The following is an 18,305-nucleotide window of genomic DNA, read 5'->3' as shown; positions in this document are numbered from 1 at the left end:
TCTGGTTTGATCCGATGTGCCCTTTCGCTTGGGTGACGTCGCGTTGGATCGGCGAAGTCGAAGGCGTCCGCGGCATCGAGACCACATGGAACGTCATGAGCCTTTCGGTTCTCAATGAAGGCCGTGACCTTCCGGCCGCCTATGCTGAGAAGATGACCCACGGCTGGGGGCCGGTCCGCGTAATCGTCGCGGCGAGCGAGTTGCATGGCCGTCAGGTCATCAAGCCGCTCTATGACGCAATGGGTTCCCTCATCCACGAACAAGGCATCAAAGACTTCAACGAGGTCATCGTCAAAGCACTCGCGGAAACAGGCCTGCCGGCCGACTTGGCACGCTTCGCTGACATCGAAGACTACGACGTCCAGTTGCGTGCAAGCCATGAAGCCGGGATTTCCCTGGTCGGCCAGGATGTAGGAACCCCGGTTGTCGCGGTGAACGGTACGGCGTTCTTTGGTCCGGTCCTTACCCGCATTCCGCGTGGCGAGGAAGCCGGAGCGCTGTGGGACGCAACTGTGACCTTGGCCGGCTACCCGCACTTCTTCGAGTTGAAGCGCAGCCGGACTGAAAGCCCCGAGTTCAACTGACTTCGGAGTTCGGCTTCATTTGAGGAACCGCGACGTCCTCCGGTCCGCCAGGATTTTCGCGGAGTTCGGCTTCACTTCAGGAACCGCGACGTCCTCCGGTCCGCCAGGATTTTCCCGTTGGTCTGGCAACCCGGGCAGTACTGGAGCGCGGTGTCAGCGAAGGACACTTCCCGGATGGTGGTCCCGCACACAGGGCAGGCTTGACCTGCCCTGCCGTGGACCATCATGTTGCTCCGCTTTGTGTCCTTGAGTTCGCTGGAGGCCTTCCCTATGGCAGCCTCAACGGCCGCTCCCAGGACGGATTCGATCGACTGGTAAAGGACCTGGACTGTTTCCGGGTCGAGTGACTTGGCGATGGCAAACGGAGAAATCCTGGCTGCGTGCAGGATTTCGTCGCTGTAAGCATTTCCGATTCCGGCGATCACGGCCTGGCTTCGAAGCAGTCCTTTGATCTGCTGCTGGCTGCCCGCGAGTATTCCGGCCAGGGTTTCGGCCGTGAACCCGGGGCTGAGCGGGTCCGGGCCAAGGGTCGCGATGCCCGGAACGTCCTTTGGTTTGTTCACCACATAGACCGCGAGGCTTTTCTTCGTGCCGGCCTCGGTCAGGTCTACGCCGACGTGGGTGGATCCGTCGCCTTTGGTGAAAGCGAGCCTGGCCGCGATGTTGCTGCCACCCAAGCGGAGCGGCGTCGTGGAAGGCTGCTCCGTATACCGAAGCCAGCCAGCCTTCGCGAGATGGAAGATGAAGTGGATTCCCTCTGCGTCGAGGCTGAGGAATTTCCCGAAGCGTTCCACGCCGACGATGGTCCGTCCCTCCAAGGCCGAGTAGGGCGGGTCAGCGGTCTTGAGGACGGCAAACGACGTGATCTGGACCTTCGTCAACCTGGCGCCGACAAGATTGCGTCCAAGGAAGGCGCCCAGGCCGGCTACTTCGGGAAGTTCTGGCATAGCATCACTGTGCCACAAAGGAACTTCAGCCAGAACCCGGCAAACCGCCGCATAATGGCGCGCCCTAATTACATGCGAGTAGTTCGCGGAGGGGGCTTGTGCTGGCGGTGCCTCAGGTCAACAATAGAACTTACCCACTTCGAAAGAAGGGGGACACGGAAACCAAAGATTCAGTGATTTGTAGCTAACGCAGCCATCGGCAAAGTTAGTTACAGGCTACCAGTGACGACGGTAGGAAGACCTGAAAGTCTGAGGATTCCGCCAGACTGTCAAGACGTCACCAGACAGCCGAAAGAGTCGAAGCCCCACCAACGGCGAAACGCTGATGGGGCTTCCCCTTTGCCCGAAATAAGGCAGTGTCCAGGAACTAGGCTTGGGCAGGTTCCTCGGCAGGTGCCAGGACAACGTCGCTCACGGTAAGTTCGCCTTCAGCTGCCACCAGCGAGATTTCCTGGGCATTCGCTGCTGCCTTCAGGTCTCCCAGTCCGGCCTGCAACTGGGCCACGAAGGACTCGCCCGCGGTGATGGTCGCGGACAACACTTCGGTGCGCTGCTTGACCTTTGCCTCGGACTTGGCCTTGCGGATGCCACTGAGCGCGATGCCTACGGTCCCCAGCATGGTGGTGTCGCCGTCGACGATTTCCACGGCCGACGGCCACGCCGCGCGGTGGACGGAACCGGCACGCCACCAGCTCCAGACCTCTTCGGTGGCGAAGGGGAGGAACGGCGCGAAGAGGCGAAGCAACGCATCCAGGGTGGTGGCGAGCGCCGCAAGGACGGACGCTTGCTCGGTTTCTCCGGCAGCACCGTAGGCCCGGTCCTTGATGAGTTCGACGTAATCGTCCGTGAACTGCCAGAAGAACGATTCCGTGATCTGCAGGGCGCGGGCGTAGTCGTAGTTGTCGAACGCCTTGGTGGACTGGGACACGACGTCGGCCAGTTGCGCCAACAATGCCCGGTCCAAGGGGTTGGTCAGGACGGAAAGGTCCGTACCTACCACCGAGTTCTCGGTTGCGCCCAGGTTCAGGACGAACTTGGAGGCATTGAGGAGCTTGATGGCCAGGCGGCGGCCGATCTTCATCTGGGCGATTTCATACGCCGTATCGGCCCCAAGCTTCGCCGAAGCGGCCCAGTAGCGGACGGCGTCGGAACCGTACTCGTTCAGCACATCGGTGGGAACAACGACGTTGCCCTTTGACTTGGACATCTTCTTGCGGTCCGGGTCAAGGATCCAGCCGGAGATCGCGGCGTGCTTCCAGGGCGCGCTGTTCTGCAGGGCGTCCGCGCGGACGGCCGAGGAGAAGAGCCAGGTCCGGATGATGTCGTGGCCCTGGGGACGGAGGTCGAACGGGTAGACCTTCCCGAACAGGTCCTCGTCCCGGCTCCATCCGCCGACGATCTGCGGGGTGAGGGACGACGTCGCCCATGTGTCCAAAACGTCGGCATCCCCGATGAATCCGTTGGGCTGCTCGCGCTGGGATTCGTCGAAGCCGGGGGCGGCGTCGGCGGCGGGGTCTACAGGCAAGGACGCGTCGGACGGCAAGATGGGGTTCTCGTACTCCGGGTTGCCCTGGGCGTCCAGCGGGTACCAGACGGGGATCGGCACGCCGAAGAACCGCTGGCGCGAAACGAGCCAGTCGCCGTTCAGGCCGGAGATCCAGTTCTCGTAGCGGGACCGCATGAAGGACGGGTGGAAGTCGATTTCGTGTCCGCGCGCGATCAACCGTTCGCGGCGGTCCTCATCGCGTCCACCGTTGCGGATGTACCACTGGCGGGACGTGACCACCTCAAGGGGCTTGTCGCCTTTTTCGAAGAAGTTCACCGGGTGCGTGATCTTCTTCGGTTCGCCGTCCAGCAACTCAGCTGCCGCGAGGAGCTCCACAACGGCTTCCTTCGCGGAGAATGCGGTCTTGCCGGCGATCGCGGCGTAGGCTTCCTTGCCGGCCTCGGTGGTGATCCATTCGGGGGTTTCGGAGACGATGCGTCCGTCCCTGCCCATGATGGCGCGCGTCGGCAGTTGGAGTTCGCGCCACCACGTCACGTCGGTGAGGTCGCCGAAAGTACAGACCATGGCGATGCCGGAGCCCTTGTCCGCTTTGGCGAGCGGGTGGGCCTTCACCTCAAGCTCGACGTCGAACAGGGGAGACTTCACGGTCTTGCCGAACAGCGGCTTGTACCGCTCGTCGTCGGGGTTTGCCACCAAAGCCGCGCACGCGGCGAGCAATTCGGGACGCGTGGTCTCAATGAAGATCTTTTCGCCGTCTTCGGTGAAGAACGGGTAGCGGTAGTACGCGCCGGCCACTTCGCGGTCCTCAAGCTCAGCCTGCGCGACGGCGGTGCGGAACGTGACGTCCCACAGCGTCGGGGCTTCGGCCATGTAGGCGTCGCCGGCAGCGAGGTTGGCGAGGAAGGCACGCTGGGATACGGCACGGGAGGTGTCGTCGATGGTCCGGTAGGTCAGGTCCCAGTCGACGGACAGCCCGAGGGTCTGGAACAGGTTTTCGAAGACCTTTTCGTCCTCGACGGCGAGTTCCTCGCACAGTTCGATGAAGTTCTGACGCGAGACGACGTCGAAATCGCGCTGGTTCTTGGCGGGCTGTGCCGGCGGGCGGTAGTCGGCGTTGTACGGAACGGCGGGATCGCAGCGGACGCCGTAGTAGTTCTGGACGCGGCGTTCGGTGGGCAGGCCGTTGTCGTCCCAACCCATCGGGTAGAAGACGTTCTTCCCGGTCATGCGCATGTAACGGGCCTGGACGTCGGTCTGGGTGAAGGAGAACATATGCCCCACATGCAGCGAACCCGAGGCGGTGGGAGGGGGAGTATCGATCGAGTAGACCTGCTCCCGGGTGGTGTCCGGGTTGAACTTATAGGTTCCTTCGTCCAGCCAGCGCCGGGTCAGGGCGGCTTCGAGGCCCTCGAGGGCCGGCTTGTCGGGAACGTTAATGGGGGCGGTGGCGGGCGTGTCTGTACCCTGCGTTGATTCAGCCATTGACCCATTGTTTCATCAAACTGCAGTGCCGACTTCAAAAACGTCACTGCCAGGTAGGTCGAACTGCGCTAGCGTTCACTCCATGGGAGCTTCCAAGGACGTTTTCGTGATCAAGCGGATCTATGACGAAGCAGCCGACGACGACGGATACCGGGTACTCGTGGACCGGCTTTGGCCGCGCGGGGTGTCGAAGGATGATGCGCACCTTGACCTGTGGCTCAAGGAAATCGCACCCTCGCCGCCGCTGCGGAAGGAGTTCGGGCATATGGAGGAACACTTCGCCGACTTCAAGCACCACTATGAAGCCGAACTGGAGAGCAACCCCGCCGTCGACCAATTGCTGGACCTGGCGGATGGAAAGAATCGAGTGACCCTGCTCTACGGAGCCAAGGACCCGGAGATCAACCACGCGAAGGTCCTTCTCGAGTACCTTGAAGATTCCAAGCGCGGATCCGCGCACCGGCACGGGAAGGCCGGCAAGTGACGCCACATGGCTGAAAAGATCCCCGCCCCGGACCGCAGCGCGGACACCGCCGTCTTGAGCCCGGTTTCAAAGTGGTGCAAAACCGGCGCTTCAGCTTCGGTGCCGCTCCGCTTGCGCCGTCGTTCGAGCACATTCTGGGCCGTGCGATCAGCCCGCGCAAAGCACGTTAGTGTGGTCCCATGACTGAGGCAGTACGGACCAAAACGGCAGTAGTGACGGGCGCGAGCACTGGAATCGGCGAGGCGACTGTGCGCGCCCTCGCAGCGGACGGGTGGAAGGTTTTCGCGGTGGCCCGGCGCGCTGAACGGCTTGAAGATCTCGGCACCGAGACCGGCGCCGTCCCGTTCGCAGCCGACATCACAAGCGACGACGACGTCGCGGCCCTGCTTTCCGCCGTCGTCGAAGCCGGGGGAGCGGACACCCTCATTAACATCGCAGGCGGCGCCCGCGGCGCGGACACGATAGGGAACGCGCACACCGAAGACTGGGACTGGATGTACCAGGTGAATGTCCTGGGCACCTTGAAGCTGACCCGCGCATTCCTCCCGATGCTGCGCGCGCACGGCGAGGGCACCGTCCTGAACCTGACGTCGACGGCGGGACTCACCGCCTACGAGGGCGGCGGCGGGTACAACGCGGCGAAGTTTGGCCAGCACGCGATGACCGGAGCCCTGCGCCTTGAGGAAGCCGAAAACAACATCCGCGTGATCGAGGTAGCCCCCGGGCTGGTCCGTACCGAGGAATTCGCGCTCAACCGCCTCGGCGACGCGGACGCCGCCGCGAAGGTGTACGCCGGCGTCGAGAAGCCGCTCACCCCCGAGGACGTCGCCGACGTCGTCAAATACGCCGTCTCCCTGCCGCACCACATCAACCTCGACGAGATCATCATCCGCCCCGTGGCACAGGCCGCCACGCACAAGCTGATCCGCAAGGGCTGACTCTGCGGCCCATCAAAACGCAGCCGCGGCGCCGCGGCTCCCAAGTGGAGCTCGCGGCGCAGCTGCCGCTAGACTTGTGGCACAAGCATCGACCCGGACATCACCGGTGAGCTTCCGGAAGAACACCCCGGCAACACGGGGCCAGTAGAACCGGACGGGTAAGCCCGTCACAGCAGCCAATGAGCGGCCGACGCCGGTCCGCCCCTCCGCTGGAAGGGCACGCCGTCGACGGTAAGTGAGGTGGTACCGCGGTACCTGCGCTGTTGGAAACGACAGCCTGGCGCCGTCCTCGCATCCTGAAGAAACTTTGTGTTCACCAGCTCAACCCAGGATGAAGAGATGACGTATTACCCCAAGGCCTCCGCAGCCCCCTCAGGCGCCGCATCCGGCGTGTCCGCCTCCGTGAAGTTCCCGGAGATCGAGGAGCGCATCCTCAAATACTGGGATGAAGACGGCACGTTCCAAGCCAGCATCGACCAGCGCAGCGCTGATCTTCCCGGCGGCACGCATGGCAGCAACGAGTTCGTTTTCTACGACGGCCCTCCCTTCGCCAATGGCCTGCCGCACTACGGCCACCTCCTGACCGGCTACGCCAAGGACCTCGTGGGCCGGTACCAGACCCAGCGCGGCAAGCGGGTCGAACGGCGCTTCGGCTGGGACACCCACGGCCTTCCCGCCGAGCTCGAAGCCATGAAGCAGCTGGGCATGACGGACAAGACCCAGATCGAGGCCATGGGCATCGACAAGTTCAACGACGCCTGCCGTGCCTCCGTGATGAAGTACGCCGACGAATGGAAGAGCTACGTCACCCGCCAGGCCCGTTGGGTGGACTTCGACAACGACTACAAGACGCTCAACGTCGAATACATGGAGTCCGTTCTCTGGGCCTTCAAGCAGCTCCATGAGAAGGGCCTCACCTACAACGGCTACCGCGTCCTGCCGTACTGCTGGAAGGACGAGACCCCGCTCTCCAACCATGAACTGCGCATGGATGACGACGTCTACAAGAACCGCCAGGACCAGACCGTCACCGTGACATTCCCCCTCAAGGCCGGCGGTTCGGAGGTCTCCAAGGCGCTCGCGGGCGTGCAGGCCCTCGCCTGGACCACGACGCCGTGGACGCTGCCCACGAACCTGGCGCTCGCCGTCGGGCCCGAAATCTCCTACGCCGTGGTGCCCGCGGGTCCCAACGGCGTCAAAGCCGCCTCCGCGGACGCGCCGGTCACCGGCAGCTTCCTGCTGGCGGCAGACCTGCTTGGCACGTACGCCAAGGACCTTGGGTACGACGACGTAGCTGCCGCCACCGCCGCTGTCACGGCCAGCTACACGGGCGCCCAGTTGTCCGGCATCGAATACGAGCCGCTCTGGGACTACTTCTCGGATACGGAGAAGTACGGCACGCAGAACGCCTGGCGCATCCTGGTGGCGGACTATGTGACCACCACCGACGGTACGGGCATCGTCCACCAGGCCCCGGCCTACGGTGAGGACGACCAGAAAGTCTGTGAAGACGCAGGAATCCCGGTGGTCCTTTCCGTGGACGAAGGCGCGAAGTTCCTCCATTTGTTCGCCCACGGCCCGCTTGCCGAAATCTCCGGCCTGCAGGTTTTCGAAGCCAACAAGCCCATCACCCAGGCGTTGCGCACCGCCGGACGGCTGGTCCGCCAGGCAAGCTATGAACACAGCTACCCGCACTGCTGGCGTTGCCGCAACCCGCTGATCTACCGGGCGGTGTCCTCGTGGTACGTCGAGGTCACCAAGTTCAAGGACCGCATGTCCGAGCTGAACCAGGAGATCAACTGGATCCCGGGCAACGTCAAGGACGGCCAGTTCGGCAAATGGTTGGCCAACGCCCGCGACTGGTCCATCAGCCGCAACCGCTACTGGGGTTCGCCCATCCCGGTATGGCAGTCCGATGATCCCGAATACCCGCGCACGGACGTCTACGGTTCGCTGGCCGAACTGGAGGCCGACTTCGGCCGCTTGCCTTTGAACAACGACGGCCAGGTGGACCTGCACCGCCCCTTCATCGACGAACTCACCCGACCGAACCCGGACGATCCGCGCTCGCCGGAAGAGGGACAGTCGACCATGCGCCGCGTCGAAGACGTCCTGGACGTCTGGTTCGACTCCGGCTCCATGCCGTACGGCCAGGTGCACTACCCGTTCCAGAACGAGGAATGGTTCGACACCCACAACCCGGCCGACTTCATCGTGGAGTACATCGGGCAGACGCGTGGCTGGTTCTACATGCTGCATATCCTGTCCACCGCTCTCTTCGACCGGCCTGCGTTCCGCAACGTGATCAGCCACGGCATCGTGCTAGGCTCCGACGGCCAGAAAATGTCCAAGAGCCTCCGCAACTACCCGGACGTCTCAGAGGTCCTGGACCGCGACGGTTCGGATGCGATGCGCTGGTTCCTGATGTCCAGCCCGATCCTGCGCGGCGGCAACCTCATCGTCACCGAGCAAGGAATCCGCGACGGCGTCCGCCAGGTCATCCTGCCGCTGTGGAACGTCTACAGCTTCTTCACGCTGTACACCAATGCTTCGAATAACGGTGCGGGCTACGACGCGAAGCTGCGGTACGACGGCTACGCAGACACCTTGGACCAGTACCTGCTGGCGAACACGGGCGACCTTGTCCGCAATGTCACCGCGAGCCTGGACGAGTACGACATCTCCGGGGCTTGCGACGAACTGCGCGGCTACCTGGACATGCTCACCAATTGGTACGTGCGCCGCAGCCGGCAGCGCTTCTTCGACGAGAACGTGGACGCTTTCGACGCCCTGTACACGGCACTCGAAGCCGTCTGCCGTGTCTCTGCGTCGCTGCTGCCGTTGGTTTCCGAGGAGATCTGGCGTGGCCTGACCGGTGGCCGCTCAGTGCACCTCGCCGACTGGCCCGAAGCGTCGCTGTTCCCGGCCAACCCGGCCTTGGTGGAAGCAATGGACCGTGTCCAGCAGATCTGCTCCGCCGGTTCCAGCCTGCGCAAGGCCGCCAACCTTCGCGTCCGCCTGCCGCTGCAGGAACTCACTGTTGTGGCACCTGGAGCGGATGCACTTGAAAGGTTCGGTGCCGTCGTCGCGGATGAACTCAACCTGCGCTCCGTCAGGCTCCTGGACGCCGCGACGGCCTCGCCGGAGGAGTTCGGTATCGAGCAGAAGCTCGTGGTCAACGCCCGGGCCGCCGGTCCGCGCCTGGGCAAGAATGTCCAGCAGGCCATCAAGGGCTCGAAGTCCGGCGATTGGTCCGTGGACGATGCGGGCGTCGTCACCGCAGGCGGCCTTGAGCTGGAACCCCAGGAGTACACCCTGGAAACTGTCGTCGCGGAATCGGCTGATGGATCGTCCGCGGCTGTCGCAGTCCTGCCGGGGGGCGGCTTTGTTGTCCTGAACACCGAGGTCACTGCGGAGCTCGCCGCAGAAGGCTTGGCACGCGACATGGTCCGTGCCATCCAGCAGGCCCGCAAGGACGCCGGGCTCAACGTCAGCGACCGGATCCACACCTCAGTGCTGGCCGCCCACGACGTCGTCGACGCCCTGCGTGCCAACGAAGAGCTGGTGAAGACCGAAACCCTGTCCCTCAAGCTCGACCCCGTCGTCTCGGGCGACGCGGGCGAGCCGAAGATCACCGTTATCAAGATCGAGGCTTAGTACATGAGCGATGAATTCTCCGTAGAAAGCGTCTACGCCGAACTGTTGGGCCGCGCCCCGGAAAACAAGATGGAACCGCGGCTTGCACCGCTGTACCGGGCGATGGACGTGTTGGGGGAGCCCAACAAGGCCTACCCGATCATCCACATCACGGGAACCAACGGCAAGACTTCCACAGCCCGGATGATCGAGGCGGGGCTTCGCGCCCACGGACTGAGCACGGGCCGTTACACCAGCCCGCACCTGTCCAAAGTCACGGAACGCATCAGCATCGACGGCGCGCCGGTATCGGATGAGACGTTCGTCCGGATCTGGGACGAGATCCGGCCGTACCTCGAAATCGTGGACAAGGAACTCCTGGCCGACGGCCAGCCGCGGCTGACCTACTTCGAATGCCTGACGATCCTTGGTTTCGCGGTCTTCGCGGACCAGCCCGTGGACGTCGCGGTGGTGGAAGTCGGCCTCGGCGGCATCACGGACGCCACGAACGTGGGCGACGGCCAGGTTTCCGTCATCACCCCGATTTCCCTCGATCACACGGACCTCCTCGGCGACACCACGGAGGACATCGCCTACGAGAAGGCCGGAATCATCAAGCCCGGCGGATTCCTCGTGAGCGCCGCCCAGCCAGTGGACGCTGCGCAAGTCTTGCTCGAGAAGGCCCGCGAAGTAGGAGTGCCCTTCCGCTTCGAAGGCGTCGAATTCGGCGTCGAATCCCGCAGCGTCGCCGTCGGCGGCCAGGTGCTGACCATCCAGGGACTCGCCGGCCGTTACGAGGACCTTTTGCTGCCCCTGCACGGCGCCCACCAGGCCGAGAACGCTGCCGTGGCCGTCGCGGCCCTCGAAGCGTTCTTTGGCGGCGGCGAGCGGGAACTCGACGCCGATGTCCTTCGCGAAGCTTTCGGCACCGTTTCCTCTCCGGGCAGGCTCGAGGTAGTGCGCACGGCCCCCACGATCATTGTGGACGCAGCGCACAACCCGGACGGTATCCGTGTCTCGGCTGAAGCCCTCCAGGAGTCCTTCAACTTCACCAAGCTTGTGGTGGTGATCGGCATCCTGAAGGAAAAAGACGCCGAAGAGATCCTCCGGCAGCTCAAGGATTCCTTGGGCGACCTCGCCGAGGAGTTCTGCTTCACGCAGTCCAACTCACCGCGTGCCATTCCCGCAGGGGAACTCGCCGATCTCGCTGTCGACCTCGGATTCGGCGAAGAAAACGTACACATCGCCGAGAAGCTTGACGACGCGATCGAATGGGCCGTGGAGCGTGCCGAATCCAACGACGACCTCGCGGGCGGCGTGCTCGTGACGGGTTCCATCACGGTTGTGGCTGAAGCCCGCATCCTGCTTGGAAAGGCAGGTGCCTGAGCATGGCAAGGCTGACGAAAGCCCAGCGCGAGTGGCGCCCCGGCATGCCCAAGAAGCGCCGTTCCACCAAGGCGATGTTCGCCTCCACCGTGCTGCTCCTTGAAGCTTTCGTGGCGTTCTTCGCCACGTTGGCCGTTTTCGGGCTCAAACGCGGTGAAGTGGCGCCGGGCTTGATATTGGCCTTCGGTATCGCGTTGAGCGTGGTGCTGGTGCTCGCGTGCGCCGTCGTCAACAAGCCGTGGGGAGTCGCTGTCGGCTGGGCGTTGCAGCTCATCTTGATCCTGACCGGAATCGCGGAACCGACGATGTTCGTGGTCGGAATCCTCTTCGCGGCGTGCTGGTGGTACGGAATCCGTGCCGGTATGAGGATCGACCGCGAGAACGTCCAGCGTGACCGCGAGCAGGCAGAGTGGGACGCCGCGCACGGTGACGGCGCCACCGGGCAATCCGCCTGAGCCAAACCCCGTAAACTGGCTGGGAAACCCACACACCCATCATTGGAGCAACTGTGAGCATTGAGCGCACCCTTGTACTGATCAAGCCCGACGGCGTGGCCCGTAACTTGAGCGGAAGCATCCTCGCCCGCATCGAGTCCAAAGGTTACGTTCTGGCCGAACTGAAAAAGGTGAACGCTACCCGCGACCTGCTGGAGCAGCACTACGAAGAGCACGTCGGCAAGCCGTTTTACGAGCCACTGGTCGAGTTCATGCTGAGCGGCCCTGTTGTCGCCGCGATCTTCGAGGGCCACCGCGTGATCGAAGGGTTCCGTTCTCTGGCGGGCACCACGGATCCGACGACGGCGGCACCTGGCACCATCCGCGGCGACTTCGGCCGCGACTGGGGCCTGGCTGTCCAGCAGAACCTGGTCCACGGTTCCGATTCGGTGGATTCCGCCGAGCGCGAGATCAAGATCTGGTTCGGCGCGTAGCCGCCGCTCAACGAGATTACAGTTAAGGCCGATGTTCGAGAGTGAACATCGGCCTTAACTGTAATCTCGCGGTATGTGACGTCCTCAGTAGCCCGAAGTCCCGATGAACATGTTGATGAACGCGAAGAAGATGCTTGCGATGACGCCCACGTAGAGCAGGGCCGAGATAATCCAACCGGATTCGCCGAGGGTCTTGGCCAAGCGGGCAGGGGCTGGAATGACACCGTGGACCACGTTCCGGATGGTCACGAAAACGAACAGCGGGATCATGCATGCCCACACCACCATGCAGAGCGGGCACAGTATATGGATGGCGTAGAGCGCCTGGGACCAGAGCCACACGATGAAGATGAATCCGAGCGTTACACCGATTTGGAGTCCCACCCAGTACCAGCGGGCAAACTTGGCTCCCGCGAACAGGGCCATGGCTGTGGTGATGATCACGGCGAACGCCACGATGCCAATGAACATATTGGGAAAGCCGAAGACCGAACTCTGCGGGGTCTTCATTACGTCTCCGCAGGAAATCCAGGGATTGACGTCGCAGAACGTCCCGGCCTGGGGGTTGATCAGGACCTGCAGCTTCTCGAGGACCAAGGACCCGGAAGCCAACCAGGCAACCGTGCCGGTGGCCAGCAGCAGCCAGGCGAACGGCACATCGCGGACCATGCGGGGCAAGGCTGCCGCCGCAGCGTTCTTCCCGGATTTGTTGTTGCTTTCCTTGTCCTCGTTGAGGCGGCGGGCGTCGTCATTGGCCAGGTTCGGGCTGGCAGGGCTCGGCATGGTTCGCTGTCCTTTTCTGGAGGGGCCCGGCCATTCACCGGGGACTGCTCTTGGGAGGATTCTAGCCGCGGAGGCTGAAGGCGGCGTCCAGCGTGCGCGGCGGCACGGCAGCTTTACACCGCATTTTCCCGCTGGCGGCGCGGGCGTATGAGAGAATGGACATGGCCGGAAGCCGATCCACATGCGGATTCCGGTCCGGCATCTTGTTCCCAAGACCGCCAGCCGCCAGCAGGGCATGCCGGATCCGATGATCCTCGGTAGGCCCGCAGCGGCAATGGACGGCACCTGGTTGTGGCAATAGAACAACGGGTTTTGAGCAAGGCCGGCTTTCCGTGGATGCCGCACCCGCATGCCGGTGCGAACCGGAAAGACAACTACTGACTTCTGTCAACGCCTGCGGGTTTTGACAAATATTGCCCCTCTGGGCACCGGATGTGGCGGTTGCGCAAGGGCAGGAGTGTTGCCACATATGGATAATGAGCAAGTTGTAGCCGCCGCCGAAGACGCGGCGCCGGAAGCAGCCCCGGAGACGCCGAAGAAGGCCACCCGCACCCGCCGCAAGGCCGCTCCGAAAGCTGCTGCGGAGGCACCCGGGGAAGCGCCCGACGCCGGAGCTGACGCCCCGTCCGCAGGGCAGGTCGCCGACGCAACGGCTCCTGAAGCGCCCAAGGCGCCCGTCCGGCGCAGCCGGGCCCGCAAGAAGGTCGACGCCGAACCGTTGCCTGGTTTCGCTGAAGAAACTTCCCCTGAAGGTTCCGGGGACGCCGCGCAGGCTGCCGCCGTCGAACCCGAAACCCCGCAAACGGAAGCTGCACCCGAAAAGCCGGTGCGGCGCCGTCGTACGACGAAAGCGGCGGCAGCCGAACCAGCGGAGGAAGTCCCTGCTGAACCCGCAGCCGAAGAAGCACCCGCCGAAGAACCTTCAGTGGCAGTCGCGGAACCGGTCACTGAAGAAGAGGCCGAAGAGCTGGCCGAGAATGCTGAGCCGGCCGTCGCTGGGAACGCCGAGCCAGCTGCCGCCGGCCCTGCCGCGTCGCTCTTCCTGGAACCGGGCTCCATTACCTCCATGCTTTTCCAGGCTCCGGACTTGAGCACGGTTGTGCGCCCTGCCGTTGTCGATGAAGAATCCGAGGGCGGCGAACGGCCTGGCGATGACAACGAGCTGGATGAGGGCGGAAGTCGCCGTCGGCGTCGCAGCCGCGGGCGGCGTGGCCGCCGTGGGTCCGATCGCGATGAAGTTCCCGGTGAAGAGGCCTCTGTCGAGGGTGAAGAAAACGGGGAAGCCGAGGCCGAGGAAGCCCTGGAAGAAGGCGTGACCTCGCGTCGCCGCAGGCGGCGTCGTCGCGGCGACCAGGACCTCGAGCTCACCGGCGGCGGAGACGACGATCCGCCCAACACTGTGACCCGCGTCCGCGCTCCCCGCGCGCACGTGGAGTCCACGGGCCCGGATCGGGTCACGAGCGTCAAGGGCTCCACCCGCCTTGAAGCGAAGAAGCAGCGCCGGCGTGAATCCCGGGAGACCGGGCGTCGCCGTCAAGTGATCACCGAAGCCGAGTTCCTGGCCCGCCGCGAATCCGTGGACCGGCAGATGATCGTGCGCCAGCGTGACGACAGGATCCAGATCGGGGTCCTGGAAGATGGCGTGCTGGCCGAACACTTCGTGTCCAAGACGCAGCAGGACTCCTTGATCGGCAACGTTTACCTGGGCAAGGTCCAAAACGTCCTGCCGTCCATGGAAGCCGCTTTCGTGGATATCGGACGCGGCCGCAATGCGGTGCTGTACGCCGGTGAAGTCAATTGGGACACCGTGACGCTGGAAGGCAAGCCGCGCCGCATCGAAAACGCCCTGAAGTCCGGCGATTCGGTGCTCGTGCAGGTCACCAAGGACCCGGTAGGCCACAAAGGCGCCCGCTTGACGAGCCAGATTTCCCTTCCGGGACGCTACCTCGTCTACGTTCCCGGCGGGTCCATGACCGGCATCTCGCGCAAGCTGCCCGACGTCGAGAGGAACCGCCTGAAGCGGATCCTCAAGGACCGCCTTCCCGAAAACGCCGGTGTCATTGTCCGCACCGCTGCCGAGGGCGCTTCCGAGGAAGAGCTGACTCATGACATCAACCGCCTGCGCGCCCAGTGGGAAGGCATCGAGAGCCAGTCCACGTCCACGAAGATCCTTGCTCCGGAACTTTTGTACGGCGAACCGGACCTCACCATCAAGGTTGTCCGCGACGTCTTCAACGAGGACTTCTCCAAGCTCATCGTCTCGGGCGATGAGGCGTGGGACACCATCGAAGCCTATGTGACCTATGTGGCTCCGGACCTGGTGGGGCGCCTCGAAAAGTGGACGTCCGAGCAGGACATCTTCTCGGCTTGGCGCGTGGATGAGCAGATCCACAAGGCCCTGGAGCGGAAGGTTTTCCTGCCTTCCGGCGGTTCGCTCGTGATCGACCGCACCGAGGCCATGACCGTTGTTGACGTGAACACGGGCAAGTTCACCGGCAGCGGCGGCAACCTTGAAGAGACCGTCACCAAGAACAACCTCGAAGCGGCGGAGGAAGTCGTCCGGCAACTGCGCCTGCGCGACATCGGCGGAATCATCGTCATCGACTTCATCGACATGGTCCTCGAGTCCAACCGCGACCTCGTGCTGCGGCGCCTGGTCGAATGCCTTGGCCGGGACCGCACCAAGCACCAGGTCGCCGAAGTGACCTCGCTTGGCCTGGTGCAGATGACCCGTAAGCGGATGGGCACCGGGCTGCTCGAAGTCTTCGGCGAGCAGTGCGAAGTGTGTGCAGGGCGCGGTGTCGTCACCCACGACGAGCCCGTGGAGCATCGCCGGGCCAACGTTTTGGCCGCCGAGCACCACCACCCACGCGCCGAATCCCAGCCGGCAGGCCGCACTGAACCGCGGAAGCGCCGCCGCAGCAGGGGGTCGGGGCAGGGCTCGTCCGAGGCCCCGGTAACCACTGCGGGTGCCGTCCATGTCGAACCGACGGATCCCGGCCGCCAGGCCGCCACCCGTGCGGCCCTTGCCACCATTGCGGCCGCGGCCCATGCGGCACACGTGCACGACGACGAGCTGCGGCATGCCGCGGAACTCGCCGCGGGCGAGGCAACCGCGGAAGAGTCCGGCGCAGCGCCCGTCCAGGCTCCGGCCGCGACGCCGGGTTCGTCCGCGGGTGGGGCCGGGTCCTCCGGTGGACAGGAAGCCGCTGCTCCTTCGTCAAGCCCGTTCGGCATCGAGGAACGCGTGAAGCCCGTGTTGCGGTTTGGTGGCGAAGAAGTCGCCTTGCCCTTCGTCCACCACCCGGAGCCCCAGGCTGCGGGCACTCCGACGATGAGCCTGGACCTGCTGGCGAAGGCGTTTGCCGGCCTCGGCCATGCCCCGGAAGACGAAACCCCGGCAGGGGAAGGTCCCGAACAGGCTGCCCCGGAAGCGGAAACATCGGGAAGCAAGCCTTCCGAGGGCGAGGCTCGCGCGGAGGAAGCTCCCGCTCCTGGGCCTGCTGTGTCAAACGGGTCCGCGGAGTCTGCACCGCGCAGCCGCAGGGCACGCCGCAACCGTAGCGCCAGCCGGGCGCAGGGCGCGGCCAACGCCACGGATGTCGAACACCATGAGGCCTCCGCGGCTGCGTCAGGCGGCTCCGCCCACGAGGCCAAGGTCCCTGTTGAAGGATCCGCCAAGCCCACGTCGACAGAGGAACCGATCATCCTTGGCGTCGGCGTGCCGAAGTCCGAGCTCTGACGGTACCTTCATTCGAAGCCCCGGTGGTTTCCGCATCCGCGGACACTGCCGGGGCTTCTTCGTTCCGGCCTTCGGGCGGCCCGGGCCCCCAGCGGCTCGTCGAACGCTCGATCCACGGACTTCGTGTGATCCGGGTTAAGCTAAGGGACTGACACGGGGTGCCGCGCACCAAGCCGGCTGAGACCAGACCCGTTGAACCTGTCCGGTTAGCACCGGCGAAGGGATGTCCCGCATGGCTTCATCACCGCATTCACTCGTGTACCCGCTCAAGGCAACGCGCCGACGCGTGCCCAGGGTCCTCAGCATCGCCGGATCCGATCCTTCGGGCGGAGCGGGAATCCAAGCCGACCTTAAGAGCATCGCCGCCCAAGGTGGTTATGGCATGGCCGCCATTACGGCCCTCACCGCCCAAAACACGCAAGGCGTCACCGGGGTCCATGTTCCGCCTGTTGATTTCCTGCGCCAGCAACTTGAAGCCATCGGCAACGACATCGAAGTGGACGCCGTCAAGATCGGCATGCTCGGGGATGCCGCGGTGATCGAGGAAGTACGCCGCTGGCTCGGGAAGGTGCGTCCCGCCGTCGTGGTCCTCGACCCCGTGATGATCGCCACCAGCGGCGACCGCCTCCTCGCGGAATCCGCGGAAGCCGCGCTCCGCGAGCTCTTGCCCTTGGCCGATCTGATCACCCCGAACCTGCCGGAACTGGCCATGCTCCTGGGCGAATCCGAAGCCGCTGATTGGGACTCGGCACTCGCGCAGGGCAAGCGGCTGGCCGCCGCCTGTGGAAACACCGTGTTGGTGAAGGGCGGCCACTTGGAGGGACCGGGCTGCCCGGACGCCTTGGTGAACACCGTTGGACTGCTGAGCCAGGACGTCGTGGTCTTCCCCGGCGAGCGGGTGGAAACCCGCAACAGCCACGGCACGGGCTGCTCGCTCTCGTCCGCGATGGCCACCGCCAAGGTGCGGTCCGGCGATTGGGAGTCCGCCCTTCGCGTGGTCAAGCCGTGGCTCCACGGGGCACTGGCGGAATCAGCGGTGTTGGAAGTCGGCAAGGGCAACGGGCCGATCCACCACTTCCATGCGCTGGACAACGGCCTCCAGCCCGGGGAGTTCGCGGCACGGTTGTGGGAGGAGGCCCGCCCTGAACTGGACGCCATCCATGCCTTGGACTTCATCAAGGACCTGCAGTCCGGGGCGCTTGGCGAAAACCATTTCGCGTACTACCTGGCTCAGGATGCCATTTACCTCAACGGATACTCCCGGGTCCTGGCGCGGGCAAGCGCACTGGCTCCAAGCGAAGCTGAACAGCTGTTCTGGGCCCGTGGAGCCCAAACCTGCCTGGAGGTCGAGTCCGAGCTGCACCGGAACTGGCTGGCGACCCGAGAATCCAGCAGCCAGCCGGGGCCCGTCACGAAGGCTTACGTGGACCACTTGGTGGCGGCGTCGGCATCGGGAAGCTATGCCGTCCTGGTCGCTGCCATCCTGCCGTGCTATTGGCTGTACGCCGAGGTGGGCCGGCAGCTCCACGACGGATACCTCGAGTCGGGCGCACCGGCGGGGCACCCTTACGCCGATTGGTTGCGCACATACGCTGACGAAGCATTCGCCGAAGCCACCCGCACGGCCATCGGCATCATCGATGTTGCCGCAGGCGCGGCGTCGCCCGCGGAGCGGGAAGCGATGTTGGAGGCGTTTTCCCGGTCCTGCCGCTATGAAACAGCGTTTTTCGACGCGCCGCGGGTTCACGGCTGACAACCCCCGTACGCGGTGTGGGCCGCTGCCGCAGCGTGTCGGGCGGCACGTCCGGGGTTTCGCCAACGTCAAGGGTAAGCTGTACGGGCACGGTACCGGACGGCGGCATTGCCAGTCCGTGGCATCCATCACATG

The 18,305-nt window shown here is 64.4% G+C and carries 12 protein-coding genes and 1 riboswitch; of the genes, 9 read left to right on the top strand and 3 right to left on the bottom strand.

The genetic code is table 11. The features are described from left to right. The first annotated feature begins 14 nt into the window (after positions 1-14). The gene (locus tag ABCW42_RS12715) at positions 15-584 is read left to right on the top strand and encodes a disulfide bond formation protein DsbA (RefSeq protein WP_423184883.1); all 570 of its coding nucleotides are present in this window, start codon (positions 15-17) and stop codon (positions 582-584) included. A 71-nt stretch (positions 585-655) separates the two neighbouring features. Here ABCW42_RS12715 and ABCW42_RS12710 read toward each other — a convergent pair whose 3' ends face one another. Both ABCW42_RS12710 and valS read right to left on the bottom strand, forming a co-directional pair. Beyond that, on the bottom strand, positions 656-1,531 hold the full coding sequence (locus ABCW42_RS12710; RefSeq protein ID WP_423181592.1) for an Fpg/Nei family DNA glycosylase: 876 nt from the start codon (positions 1,529-1,531) through the stop codon (positions 656-658). 367 nt (positions 1,532-1,898) lie between these two features. Continuing rightward, complete coding sequence (valS, locus tag ABCW42_RS12705) at positions 1,899-4,520, bottom strand: valine--tRNA ligase (RefSeq protein ID WP_423181591.1); 2,622 nt, start codon at positions 4,518-4,520, stop codon at positions 1,899-1,901. Between the two features lie 82 nt (positions 4,521-4,602). On the opposite strand from valS, the gene ABCW42_RS12700 reads away from it, so the two are divergent. From ABCW42_RS12700 to ndk, 6 genes are all read left to right on the top strand, one after another. After that, positions 4,603-5,004 (top strand): DUF488 domain-containing protein, encoded by a 402-nt coding sequence (locus ABCW42_RS12700; RefSeq protein WP_423181590.1) that lies wholly within the window; start codon positions 4,603-4,605, stop codon positions 5,002-5,004. A 179-nt stretch (positions 5,005-5,183) separates the two neighbouring features. Further along, positions 5,184-5,942, top strand: a complete 759-nt coding sequence (locus ABCW42_RS12695; RefSeq protein WP_423181589.1) for an SDR family oxidoreductase — start codon at positions 5,184-5,186, stop codon at positions 5,940-5,942. A gap of 339 nt (positions 5,943-6,281) precedes the next feature. Next, positions 6,282-9,599 (top strand): isoleucine--tRNA ligase, encoded by a 3,318-nt coding sequence (gene ileS, locus ABCW42_RS12690; RefSeq protein WP_423181588.1) that lies wholly within the window; start codon positions 6,282-6,284, stop codon positions 9,597-9,599. Between the two features lie 3 nt (positions 9,600-9,602). Further along, positions 9,603-10,964 (top strand): bifunctional folylpolyglutamate synthase/dihydrofolate synthase, encoded by a 1,362-nt coding sequence (locus ABCW42_RS12685; RefSeq protein WP_423181587.1) that lies wholly within the window; start codon positions 9,603-9,605, stop codon positions 10,962-10,964. Between the two features lie 2 nt (positions 10,965-10,966). After that, positions 10,967-11,419 carry a DUF4233 domain-containing protein gene (locus ABCW42_RS12680; RefSeq protein WP_423181586.1) on the top strand — a complete coding sequence of 151 codons (453 nt, stop codon included), beginning with the start codon at positions 10,967-10,969 and terminating at the stop codon, positions 11,417-11,419. Positions 11,420-11,472: 53 nt separating this feature from the next. Continuing rightward, the gene (ndk, locus tag ABCW42_RS12675; RefSeq protein ID WP_423181585.1) at positions 11,473-11,892 is read left to right on the top strand and encodes a nucleoside-diphosphate kinase; all 420 of its coding nucleotides are present in this window, start codon (positions 11,473-11,475) and stop codon (positions 11,890-11,892) included. Between the two features lie 84 nt (positions 11,893-11,976). Here the strand turns inward: ndk and ABCW42_RS12670 are convergent, their stop codons facing one another. Continuing rightward, the gene (locus ABCW42_RS12670; RefSeq protein WP_423181584.1) at positions 11,977-12,675 is read right to left on the bottom strand and encodes a vitamin K epoxide reductase family protein; all 699 of its coding nucleotides are present in this window, start codon (positions 12,673-12,675) and stop codon (positions 11,977-11,979) included. A 469-nt stretch (positions 12,676-13,144) separates the two neighbouring features. Between ABCW42_RS12670 and ABCW42_RS12665 the strand changes: the two genes are divergently transcribed. Together ABCW42_RS12665 and thiD are read left to right on the top strand one after the other, a co-directional pair. Next, complete coding sequence (locus ABCW42_RS12665; RefSeq protein WP_423181583.1) at positions 13,145-16,417, top strand: Rne/Rng family ribonuclease; 3,273 nt, start codon at positions 13,145-13,147, stop codon at positions 16,415-16,417. A gap of 144 nt (positions 16,418-16,561) precedes the next feature. Then, positions 16,562-16,658: riboswitch (TPP riboswitch) on the top strand. Next, on the top strand, positions 16,650-18,170 hold the full coding sequence (gene thiD / locus ABCW42_RS12660) for a bifunctional hydroxymethylpyrimidine kinase/phosphomethylpyrimidine kinase (RefSeq protein ID WP_423181582.1): 1,521 nt from the start codon (positions 16,650-16,652) through the stop codon (positions 18,168-18,170). It overlaps the preceding riboswitch by 9 nt. Positions 18,171-18,305 lie beyond the last annotated feature (135 nt).

The organism is Arthrobacter sp. NyZ413 (genome assembly GCF_049390645.1).
In the GTDB taxonomy this organism is placed as follows: Bacteria; Actinomycetota; Actinomycetes; order Actinomycetales; family Micrococcaceae; genus Arthrobacter.
The sequence above is the reverse complement of the archived record's forward strand: the minus strand, read 5'-3'. Positions and strand labels throughout refer to the sequence as shown.